Consider the following 8257-nt stretch of genomic DNA (forward strand, 5'->3'; position numbering starts at 1 on the left):
CGTGCAGCACCCAAACAAGCCCATGGTATCGCCGCTATGCACCGGGCCACGAATGTCGCCTGGCTTCCACGCGACGTTCGGATTGGGCCACTCCAGCCAAATGCAGCATTTCATCCCCTTAAAATGAGCGTTGGAAACGCAGGATGCCGCCGACGCTGTTCTTTTTGTCGGCGTTAGTCCTGTTCATGATGGAAGGGTCAGCCACGTCGACGGCGAAGTCGCCGTAGCGGTTATAGTCCATTTCGGCTGTAATCGTGAAATCAGGAACGAGAGTATAGGCGACATTGATGGCGATACCATAGTTCTTCAGCTGATCACCCGAGAGCTGAAGGTTGAACGAAGTTATCTCGTTGAACTCGTAAGTGAAACCTGCCCAAAAAGCCCAGTTGCCGCCCCAAATTTTGTAGAAGCCGCGGCCGCGAGCGTCAATTGCGTTGGTGGAATAATCGTTGAGCTTGCCGTTGGAGCCGTAGCCGAACATTCCGAACAGCGACAGTTCGGCGGTGACATTGAGGTCAACGCGAAGCTTTCCGGCCACCGAGTTGTAGCTGCTATCATAGGCAGCTACGCCGGTGATCGCGCCCCATTGTTGTGTGTATTTCAGGCCACTGACCACGTGCGGAACGTAGCTGTCGATGGTGCCGACCGCGCCTTCGCCTTCTTCAAGCGAGACTACGGCCGAAAAGCCGTTGCCGGCATCAAAATAGTACTGGACGACGTTGGTATCGAGATCACCGTAGGGAACAAGCATCAGATTGAGCACGTTGGCAGGATAGCCGATAAACATGTCGAAGGCCGACCAGTCCTTGCCAACTCGCAGCTCACCAAGCTGAATCCAGGCGAAAGTCAGGCCGAGGTCTCTGTTGGAAGCAAAACCTTGACGGCTGTCCGGATCGGAATAGGCGGTACGGTTGCCAAAGTTCACGCGGGTTTCGGTATAGGTCTTCAACGTGCCGAACTCGGTTTCCTGATTGGTCCAGGTCTTTAGCGTGAAGCGGGCATTGTTCTGCAAGGTGGCGTTGGTGCTGCCGTCTTTGCGGTCGGTTGCCTTCGCGCCATCGTACGACCCAACGTCACCAAAGCCGATTTCGTAGCGGACATAGCCGCCGATGCGCAGGCAGGTTTCGGTGCCTGGGATATAGTAATAGCCCGCCCCATAGACGTCGCAGATCTCGACATATCTGGCCGAGTCTGGCTCGGCAACGATCGCGTCGACGGCGCCGGCATCGGAAACTGCAATCAGGGCCGCAGCTGAGCCGACAAGAAGGCTCATGATGTTCATTCTTGATCTCCCTTCAAAAAAAAACGGAAGGACGTCAAGAGCGGACCCTTCCGCTATCCCCACGATGGAAAAGTGAGGCGCAATGCACGGCGCCTTGCGCGGGGTGACCGGTTCAAGAACAAAGGCGACCAAGCTAAATCGTCCTCTCAAGCAATAGGTATTTTTAGAAATCTACTTACCGCAATGAGTGTAATTCCCCGCCCTTTCTGAGCCAGTCGCCATAAGTGTATCTCCGCCAGTCGTGCAGACTGCCACCACAGTTTCCAATTTGCCTACGCAAGTGACGTGCCATTCGCTGACGCAGTTCCGCGTTAAACCCAGTTTCCCGGCCAACCTTGGTTTGCGGTTGCTTTGAGACAAGCCGAGCACGAAACGCAGACGTTTTGGGTGCTGTTGTTATGTTCGATGCGCGACAGGTTTCGTTGAATGGTGACAGGAATTGTTTGAGCCTCGACATTGAGACCTTATGCGGCACCGTTCAGTACGTCAGGGCAGGGCGGTAACGGTGACAGACCTCAACCAATCCCAAAATATCGGGAGCTACCGGTTCCCTTCAAAATTCTGCAAGGAATCCGACAAAATAGCGACACGACAATTGGCGTAACCCATTGAAAATCAAGGTCGCTGCATCTGGCATGACGTTTGCTGTCTCGCCTCTAACACTATCGAACAGTCGATTTTCGTGTGCCAACGTTTAACAGGTATGATGCCTGATTGATGCGATTCATTCAGGGCGAAAACAAATGAAGGTTGTGTACCAGAAGTGGAGAAGACAGATGACCTATACAATGGCGGCGACGGCTTTCCTGATTGTTTCGACTTTGGATTTCGCATTGGAATTATATAAAGCCAACGTGGCCGAGCATCGAGGTTTCGCATTGCTGGCTATATCAACACGAAAATAGTCACCTGTCGCCTCAGTCGATGGCAGGAGGAAACTTCTTTCTTTTCATATCAATGCTGCAGTTGAACTCATCTGCCTGATATGATGTGCATCTGACGCCTCGGCTTGCAGACCCAACGCGCGCAAATACTCAGCACTCAGGATGACCCAGGGCGAACGTTGATCTCGCGCCCAGGGGATCGACGTCGATCGTCCCCTGGCGCAATCACCGGAGCCCATCGGAATTTCCTCAATCAGTCCACCCTTGAAACGAAAGGAGCAAAACTCGTTCGGCATGCGCGCGACTCCGCAAAGGTCGCGCGAACCCCATTCTGGTCCTGACAGCCCGGATCGGGGGAGGCTCTCGCAATCTGTTTATCCTGAAGGAGAACGACATGACGTTCCGTCCATTGCATGACCGTATACTCGTCCGCCGCATCGAGGCCGATGAGAAGACGGCCGGCGGCATCATCATCCCCGATACAGCCAAGGAAAAGCCGCAGGAAGGCGAAGTCATCGCCGTCGGCGCCGGCGCTCGCGACGAGAGCGGGAAGCTCAGCCCCCTCGACGTGAGGGTCGACGACCGCGTCCTGTTCGGCAAGTGGTCGGGCACCGAGATCAAGCTCAATGGCGAAGACCTGCTCATCATGAAGGAAAGCGACATCCTGGGCGTCATCGAGGATTCGACCTCGGCCAGCCAGGCCGCGTAACCGAGACGCATGACACAAAGAGTCTACAAGAACTGCCTACTTGCTGGAGTGAACCAATGGCTGCCAAGGAAGTGAAATTTCATGCTGATGCCCGCGACCGCATGCTGCGCGGCGTCGACATTCTCGCCAATGCGGTGAAGGTGACGCTCGGTCCCAAAGGCCGTAATGTAGTAATCGATAAGAGCTTCGGCTCCCCCCGCATCACCAAGGATGGCGTCACCGTCGCCAAGGAGATCGAGCTTGAGGACAAGTTCGAGAACATGGGCGCGCAGATGGTCCGCGAAGTCGCGTCCAAGACCAGCGACATTGCCGGCGACGGCACCACCACCGCCACGGTGCTGGCGCAGTCGATCGTGATTGAGGGCGCCAAGGCAGTCGCCGCTGGCATGAACCCGATGGATTTGAAGCGTGGCATTGACAAGGCGGTGGAAGCGATCCTCGGCGATTTAAAGGCCAATGCCCGCAAGGTAACGAAGAACGACGAGATCGCCCAGGTAGGCACGATTTCGGCCAATGGCGATGCAGAGATCGGCCGCTTCCTGGCCGAAGCGATGGACAAGGTCGGCAATGAGGGCGTCATCACCGTCGAGGAAGCCAAGACCGCCGAGACCGAGCTGGAAGTGGTCGAAGGCATGCAGTTCGACCGCGGTTATCTCAGCCCTTATTTCATCACCAACCAAGACAAGATGCGCGTCGAGCTCGAAGAGCCCTACGTGCTCATTCACGAAAAGAAGCTGGCCAATCTGCAAGCCTTGGTACCGTTGCTGGAGGCCGTGGTTCAGTCCGCCAAGCCGCTGCTGATCATCGCCGAGGACGTCGAAGGCGAGGCGCTGGCTACGCTCGTGGTCAACAAGCTGCGCGGCGGACTAAAGGTCGCCGCCGTCAAGGCCCCGGGTTTCGGCGACCGCCGCAAGGCGATGCTGGAGGATATTGCCATCCTGACCGGCGGCACGGCCATCAGCGAGGATCTCGGCGTCAAGCTGGAGAATGTGACACTGGAAATGCTCGGCCGCGCTCGCAAGGTGGACATCGACAAGGAGAACACCACCATCGTCGATGGTGCCGGCCATAAGGACGAAATCAACAGCCGCGTTGCTCAAATTCGGGTGCAGATTGAGGAAACCACTTCCGACTATGACCGCGAGAAGCTGCAGGAGCGCCTGGCCAAGCTCGCCGGCGGTGTCGCCGTGATCCGCGTCGGCGGCTCGACGGAAGTCGAGGTCAAGGAGCGTAAGGACCGCGTCGACGACGCGCTGCACGCCACCCGCGCGGCTGTCGAGGAAGGTGTCTTGCCGGGCGGCGGCGTGGCACTACTCAGGGCGGCAAGGGCACTCGACAATGTCGCTGTAGACAACCCGGACCAGAAGACCGGCGTCGACATCGTGCGCCGCGCGATCGAGGCTCCCGCTCGCCAGATCGCCGAAAACAGCGGCGCGGAAGGCTCCATCATCGTGGGCAGGGTTCGCGAAAAGCCCGATTTTGGCTATGGCTGGAACGCGCAGACCAACGAATTCGGCGATCTCTTCGGCCAAGGCGTTATCGATCCTGCCAAGGTCGTGCGCACGGCGCTGCAGGATGCCGCTTCCGTAGCCGGCCTGCTTGTCACCACCGAGGCGATGGTGGCCGAGAAGCCGAAGAAGGACCCCCCCGCTCCGGCGATTCCGGGCGGCGGCGGCATGGACTTTTGATCAAATTGAAGGGGAAGTGCTCGCTCCCGTGGGAACGAGCACTTCCCTGGAATGGGGATCGCCATGAATGAGCGCCCCGGGGCGCGCGCGGCAAATGAGACCTACAGCATCGAAACTGAAAGTATCCTGGGTTGGGTCGATATCCACAATGATGGTGGGGTCAGCGTTTGGCTCAGAGCTTTCATCGACCCCGCCCTGCCGGTTGTGGAACTGGATCCCAAAGGTATTCCGACCGGCGCCCCCGTCAGATAGTCTCAAACGTCACCCGCGGAGGCGTCGTCGCCGGGGCCGCTGATAAGGCTTGTCTGTTCGCACCGAGGAGGTTCGCAGCCAGGATGCCCGACTCCCGATGCTCTCCCTGCCCATTTTTCGGAGCCAATCGTTGAACTTTCGTCGTTCACAAAGAGCTGTTGCACGAAACAGCACAGTTCCCAAGGCGGGTTGCGAGGCGTTCTTGTGGCTTATCAACGCCTCGCAACAAGTTTGTTCTTCCGGTCTATGAGCTCCTTTACTCGATCGAAACGGGTGCCAGTGCCCTCGAGAGGCTGGCCTCGCCGCGGCCGTAAGTCGCCGCATCATAGTTGACGAGCGTGTCGGTCCTGGCTGTATCCAGCAACTGATTGGTAATCTGTGTCGGTGTTGCAGACGTGAACTTGCTGCCAAGGATGGCGGCATAGCCTGCAACCACAGGTGCCGCGACAGAAGTCCCGGATAGCCCAGTCTTGTCACTTTCGACCCCCACCGTCAGGAAGTGGCTCTGCACCTCCGAATCTGAACCGGCATAATTCGAATAGGAGGCGAGCTTTGCCTTGTTTTCGGGAGTGCCATTGTGCTCGAGCGCACCCACAAAGATGGTCGATGGCGCCCCAATCAGGTCGAGAGCTAGGTAGTCCACAGTCCCCTCGATCGGGGTACCTACTGCTACAGCCTCGTTGCCGGCTACCTTTGTGAAGACCGCATCACCCGCCCGAGCCGCAGCGACAATCGATTGCTCAAGCGGAAATTCGCTCACGGGACCCTCAAGGGCAAAGCTCAGATTGACGACATTGAGCCCGTCCTCCAGCGTGAGGGGAACGGATTCAGAATAGTCAACCTCGATTATCTTTGCGCCAGGTGCCACCATGCCGGCTACTTCAGCACTCCACTGCCCATGTTGTCGCCATTGGGGGCCATGGCCGAGATCCCCCTCTTGGATTTCACCTTTGAAGTCGTCCACGATAGTCACAGATACCCCAGAACCGGTATAGCCCGATGCCCATGCTTCACCAATATCCGGACTCATCCAGCAAAAGGTGCCGTCGGGATTTTGTGCGCAGCCCGAGCTACTGCCTTCCATGGTTGGGGTTCCGGCACTCCCTTTGCCGGTCACTCCGGAATCGAGGTCACCAGCGAAACCGCTTGGTGCCCACAGGCACACGGCAAAACCGGCAACAAACCCTGCCTGCAACAATTGCTTTCTGCGCAAATCAAACTCCTGTCTGCGGTTGTACATCAACGAAATGAACCATTCACCATCACTTAGAACTGACCTTTGAACCAGAGACTGAGTCTCAATCGGCTCGGATGGACGTTTACCAGATGCTTCAACGTATCCGCGGGCGGAAGCCGGGACGCCGCTAGACGGCAATTCACCGTCTGGACCCCGCCGATGTCGCCATAATTAGCGGTGCAGGGTTGTTCAGTCAGGTTCCCGCCCAAAATCGAACTGACGATGAGAGAAAGCGTCGTGGAGGGTGTCGGGCGCTTTTGCACAATAAAGCCGAGTTTTATGCCCGGGTCGATACGAACCTTTTTGGCGTGCTGGCCGGAACTGGCTCCCCACAGGAGACCGAAATCGTCCGACAGCTTTGTTAACATTTCAAATCGCATGTCGATCCATTTGCTACGGTACCACTTGTCAAAAGACATCTGGGTGCCATCCGACAGCTCGTATCCTCCCTTCCCCAGGCGGCTGGCGACCGCGGTTAGCTCTGATCCCTGCTGAATGTCGACGAGACAGGTCTCCTGTCCGTTCGCAGTGATCACGCTGAGGGGAAATGTCATCCCAAATAGGACGAAACTCGCCTGCAACCTAATGCCCATCTGCAACGCCCATAGTTGGAGCCGCCTCCAAACCATCGGGCCTCGACAGGCACACGATATCCCTGGGCACGTGTTCAAGCGCGGCAGCGGTCGTGGCCGCAGACGCATGGCTGCCAGCAGAGAACGCGATCAATCTCAATAAACCCACTTGTTCCTGTCCTTGCAATTTTGCCGAGCGATCGCTTCGCTCTTACCTGGCAAGCAACTCCGCCGCCTCTCAATGGAACCAGCAAAATTCATACCGATTGTACGATGCCGCTAGAAAATGGAGGCAACCTGACAGGCCCACAGCGCGGAGCGGCTTGGGGTCCGACCAATCGCGGCCCTGCGTGCTGCTGGAGAGCCGTGCGGCGGCGCTCGCGGCTGCCCCACGGCAGGCGAACAACTCGATGACGACCATGTGTCCGCCCCAGCATGATTAAGCCTTCCACTCGCCCGTGATTGCTGAATGTCTGCCGCCCGATGACCACCCCGGAATACCAGACGACTTCCGAAGCCGGGTGGCAGGACATGGAGAGAGTAGGAATGTCGGACCAACTGTCTGGGACGTCCTGGCTTGCCGCGGGTTGGCGCCAGGCGGGAATAGTCTTTATAACGGAAGCTGACGCTGCTCTCGTCGAAGCGGATGAGCTCTGCAGACTTGGGACGGTGTCCGACAATTTGTGTGGCCTTGGCAATTTGACGACATCGGCTTGTTTGGTCGGCTTGCTGGATCTTCTTGTACGGAAAGGCAAACTGCCGGAAGGGATTGAAGCGACGCGGTTGAGGCGGCGATCGCGCGGGGTGCCCCGGTCGGCGCCACCGGATCGCGGCTTCTGCGCGGCAATGCGCCGGAATGCGAGGCTATGGAGGCGGGCGCCGCGGCGTTCTTCCGAGCTGAACGCGCGCTGTTCTTCGGCAGCGGCTACATCGCCAACTTCGCTCTGCTGGCCGCCCTGCCGCAGGAGGGGACATTTTGATCCTCCACGAGCTGACCCATGCCAGCATACGTGAGGGGGCACGCGCCGGCCTCAAGTTCTCCGAGCATAACGACGTCGATGCTTTCGAGGATGCGATCACCCGCTGGCGAGCCGAAGGCGGCACCGGGCGATCTGGATCGCAGTCGAAAGTCCTTACGGCATGGATGGCGATCGCGCGCGCCGATGGAGAGCCTGATCGTGCTTGGCGATCGGCACGAGGCCTTCATCGTCGTCGACGAGGCGCACGACGCTGTCTCCACATTCATGCCAGGAGCGATACCGACGGCTGCGATTTGACGACATTGCTGATTATGTTGATATCGAGGAGGAAGCGTCGATTTTCCGTGCCTCTTCATGGGGCGAGAAAGATCGAGGTCAGCTCCCACTAGTGGCGAACGACGTATTGGCTGGGCGCGGCTCGCCAGCGGCTGAGAGTGGCACCTGCTCGCGATGCGCGATATGGATCGAGTGACGGAACTTTTTGCGGGAGTTGGATATGTCGTCGCCCGGTGGCGCGAGCTCCAAAATCGCCCGACTGGTTCCGATAGTCCGCGCAACCTCAAAGATATTTTTTTGGCGATTTTCCCTTTGAAGCAAAGTGTAATTTTTGACGGTCCCTGCGTCGGAACTTTCTGGTCAAAGGCATTCATAAG

General features: G+C 57.8%; 9 protein-coding genes and 1 pseudogene. 6 read left to right on the forward strand and 4 right to left on the reverse strand.

Annotated features, from left to right (window positions below; translation table 11 throughout):
- Positions 1–118 precede the first annotated feature (118 nt).
- The gene (locus AC04SG_RS31110) at positions 119–1282 is read right to left on the reverse strand and encodes a porin (RefSeq protein ID WP_488554150.1); all 1164 of its coding nucleotides are present in this window, start codon (positions 1280–1282) and stop codon (positions 119–121) included.
- Between the two features lie 776 nt (positions 1283–2058).
- Here AC04SG_RS31110 and AC04SG_RS31115 point away from each other — a divergent pair.
- A complete protein-coding gene (locus AC04SG_RS31115) occupies positions 2059–2187 on the forward strand; it encodes a hypothetical protein (protein ID WP_488554151.1) in 129 nt (42 codons plus the stop codon).
- Positions 2188–2231: 44 nt separating this feature from the next.
- On the opposite strand, the gene AC04SG_RS31120 is transcribed toward AC04SG_RS31115, so the two are convergent.
- Complete coding sequence (locus AC04SG_RS31120) at positions 2232–2462, reverse strand: hypothetical protein (RefSeq protein WP_488554152.1); 231 nt, start codon at positions 2460–2462, stop codon at positions 2232–2234.
- A gap of 98 nt (positions 2463–2560) precedes the next feature.
- Between AC04SG_RS31120 and AC04SG_RS31125 the strand changes: the two genes are divergently transcribed.
- The 3 genes from AC04SG_RS31125 (at position 2561) to AC04SG_RS31135 (ending at position 4815) form a co-directional block, all read left to right on the forward strand.
- Entirely contained in the window at positions 2561–2875 is a 315-nt protein-coding gene (locus AC04SG_RS31125) for a co-chaperone GroES (protein ID WP_488554153.1), read from the forward strand.
- Between the two features lie 56 nt (positions 2876–2931).
- Positions 2932–4563, forward strand: a complete 1632-nt coding sequence (groL, locus tag AC04SG_RS31130) for a chaperonin GroEL (protein WP_488554154.1) — start codon at positions 2932–2934, stop codon at positions 4561–4563.
- A 63-nt stretch (positions 4564–4626) separates the two neighbouring features.
- Complete coding sequence (locus AC04SG_RS31135) at positions 4627–4815, forward strand: hypothetical protein (protein ID WP_488554155.1); 189 nt, start codon at positions 4627–4629, stop codon at positions 4813–4815.
- A 256-nt stretch (positions 4816–5071) separates the two neighbouring features.
- Here AC04SG_RS31135 and AC04SG_RS31140 read toward each other — a convergent pair whose 3' ends face one another.
- Together AC04SG_RS31140 and AC04SG_RS31145 are read right to left on the reverse strand one after the other, a co-directional pair.
- Positions 5072–6028, reverse strand: coding sequence for a S8/S53 family peptidase (locus AC04SG_RS31140; protein WP_488554156.1), 957 nt, complete (start codon positions 6026–6028; stop codon positions 5072–5074).
- A gap of 53 nt (positions 6029–6081) precedes the next feature.
- Complete coding sequence (locus AC04SG_RS31145; protein ID WP_488554157.1) at positions 6082–6681, reverse strand: hypothetical protein; 600 nt, start codon at positions 6679–6681, stop codon at positions 6082–6084.
- A 719-nt stretch (positions 6682–7400) separates the two neighbouring features.
- On the opposite strand from AC04SG_RS31145, the pseudogene AC04SG_RS31150 reads away from it, so the two are divergent.
- Together AC04SG_RS31150 and AC04SG_RS31155 are read left to right on the forward strand one after the other, a co-directional pair.
- Positions 7401–7850: pseudogene (locus AC04SG_RS31150) on the forward strand (aminotransferase class I/II-fold pyridoxal phosphate-dependent enzyme); the annotation flags it as partial.
- Between the two features lie 204 nt (positions 7851–8054).
- A partial coding sequence (locus AC04SG_RS31155; protein WP_488554158.1) for a hypothetical protein occupies positions 8055–8257 on the forward strand: 203 nt, incomplete at its 3' end.

It is taken from the genome of Mesorhizobium sp. CNPSo 4684, assembly GCF_057784315.1.